Source organism: Sutcliffiella tianshenii, assembly GCF_016908565.1.
Lineage (GTDB): Bacteria > Bacillota > Bacilli > Bacillales > Bacillaceae_I > Sutcliffiella_A > Sutcliffiella_A tianshenii.
On the sequence record NZ_JAFBED010000025.1, the window covers coordinates 1 to 1,274 of the forward strand.

1 rRNA gene is annotated in these 1,274 nt (G+C 54.8%); it reads left to right on the forward strand.

What is annotated here, in order from left to right:
• Positions 1 to 1,274, forward strand: a 23S ribosomal RNA gene (locus JOC95_RS21315); the annotation flags it as partial.

The window sequence follows — 1,274 nt, forward strand, 5'->3', positions numbered from 1 at the left end:
TAAGGCTGAGCTGTGACAGCGAGGGAAATATAGTACCGAAGTTCCTGATTTCACACTGCCAAGAAAAGCCTCTAGCGAGGAGTATGGTGCCCGTACCGCAAACCGACACAGGTAGGCGAGGAGAGAATCCTAAGGTGAGCGAGAGAACTCTGGTTAAGGAACTCGGCAAAATGACCCCGTAACTTCGGGAGAAGGGGTGCTCTGTTAGGGTGTTAAAGCCCGAGAGAGCCGCAGTGAATAGGCCCAGGCGACTGTTTAGCAAAAACACAGGTCTCTGCGAAGCCGTAAGGCGAAGTATAGGGGCTGACGCCTGCCCGGTGCTGGAAGGTTAAGGGGAGAGGTTAGCGCAAGCGAAGCTTTGAACCGAAGCCCCAGTAAACGGCGGCCGTAACTATAACGGTCCTAAGGTAGCGAAATTCCTTGTCGGGTAAGTTCCGACCCGCACGAAAGGCGTAACGATCTGGGCACTGTCTCAACCAGAGACTCGGTGAAATTATAGTACCTGTGAAGATGCAGGTTACCCGCGACAGGACGGAAAGACCCCGTGGAGCTTTACTGTAGCCTGATATTGAATTTTGGTACAGCTTGTACAGGATAGGTAGGAGCCTGAGAAGCCGGAGCGCTAGCTTCGGTGGAGGCGTCGGTGGGATACTACCCTGGCTGTATTGAAATTCTAACCCGCAGCCCTTATCGGGCTGGGAGACAGTGTCAGGTGGGCAGTTTGACTGGGGCGGTCGCCTCCTAAAGAGTAACGGAGGCGCCCAAAGGTTCCCTCAGAATGGTTGGAAATCATTCGCAGAGTGTAAAGGCACAAGGGAGCTTGACTGCGAGACCTACAAGTCGAGCAGGGACGAAAGTCGGGCTTAGTGATCCGGTGGTTCCGCATGGAAGGGCCATCGCTCAACGGATAAAAGCTACCCCGGGGATAACAGGCTTATCTCCCCCAAGAGTCCACATCGACGGGGAGGTTTGGCACCTCGATGTCGGCTCATCGCATCCTGGGGCTGTAGTCGGTCCCAAGGGTTGGGCTGTTCGCCCATTAAAGCGGTACGCGAGCTGGGTTCAGAACGTCGTGAGACAGTTCGGTCCCTATCCGTCGTGGGCGCAGGAAATTTGAGAGGAGCTGTCCTTAGTACGAGAGGACCGGGATGGACGCACCGCTGGTGTACCAGTTGTCTTGCCAAAGGCATAGCTGGGTAGCTACGTGCGGACGGGATAAGTGCTGAAAGCATCTAAGCATGAAGCCCCCCTCAAGATGAGATTTCCTTTTGCTT